This window comes from Nocardioides sp. B129/18, assembly GCF_055282735.1.
In genome coordinates, this window is the sequence record NZ_JBUZJI010000035.1 from 33,824 (window position 1) to 34,951 (window position 1,128).

1 protein-coding gene is annotated in these 1,128 nt (G+C 72.9%); it reads right to left on the reverse strand.

The features are described 5' to 3' along the window. A partial coding sequence (locus tag ACZDWJ_RS18330) for an LVIVD repeat-containing protein (protein ID WP_463523384.1) occupies positions 1–1,054 on the reverse strand: 1,054 nt, incomplete at its 3' end. Positions 1,055–1,128: the final 74 nt, after the last annotated feature.

Genomic DNA, 1,128 nt, shown 5'->3' on the forward strand with positions numbered 1-1,128 from the left:
CCCGCGCGGCGCCGACGGGCGCGTGGACGAGGTCGAGGAGCCCCTTGAGCTCGAAGAGGTCGATGAACTCGTCGACCTCCAGCACGTAGTGGCGCCCGTCGCGGGTGAACGGCTCGGCCACCTGCGGGATGGAGTGCTCGGGCCAGGTGATCTGCGAGAGCACCGGCACGCTCGGCCTGGCCCTGCGGGCCTGGATGTCGGAGACGTCGATGATCGTCAGACCGGCGTCGCGCAGCAGCGTCAGGGACGGCGTGCCGATGCGGGCGGCGTAGAGGGTGCGGTCGTCGGCGGAGAGCCGCAGACCGTGGTAGTTGACGCCGTAGCGGGTGAAGATCGTGCGCGGCCGCGCGGGGTCGGTGAGGTCGATCGCGGCGAGCGTCGCGATCGTGCTCGCGGTGTAGAAGGTGCGGCCGTCGTGGGAGAAGCCCGACTCGTGGCCGAGCACGCCTGCGAGGGTGCTCGAGCGCAGCACCGGATGCCGGCAGTCGGCCCGCAGGTCGTAGACGTCGAGGACGCCCGGCGCGGTCAGGAAGCTGCCGAGCACGCCGACGAGCAGGCCGCGTCGCTCGTTGAGCAGCAGGCTCTCGTGCGGGCTGATCATCGCGGCGGTGCGCAGGGTCGCGGTGCGGCGCGGGTGCGCCGGATCGCTCATGTCGAGCACCACGACGCCGTTGCCGGTGCCGGTGAGCAGGCCGGTGACGACGTCGCGCGGGAAGGCGAGGGTGGAGTCGTAGTAGGCGCAGGTGCGTCCGGTGCTGTCGGTGTAGCGCAGCACCTTGAAGCCGCCGACCTTGCCGACGTGCGAGACCTGCCGGGTGTTGCAGCGGTAGCCCTGCGCGGCACGTCCCGAGGTGTAGTCGGAGGTCGGCACCCGACCCTGGACGCCGGTCTCGGGGAGCGCGCCCGGCCCGCAGACCGCCCGCGGCACCGGCTGCAGGGCGTCCTCGGCCGAGACCTGGTGGCGGCTGCCGAGCGCCAGGCCGCCGAGGGCCACCACGACGGTGACCACCAGCAGGCGGCGCAGGGCGGCGGCGGGACGGGACGTGAGGGTCATCGGTCCTCCGGGAGCGGCGGGGCGGGACGCGTGGGTAGAAATCACCGCGCTCGAAACCAGCCTGCGGATCAATC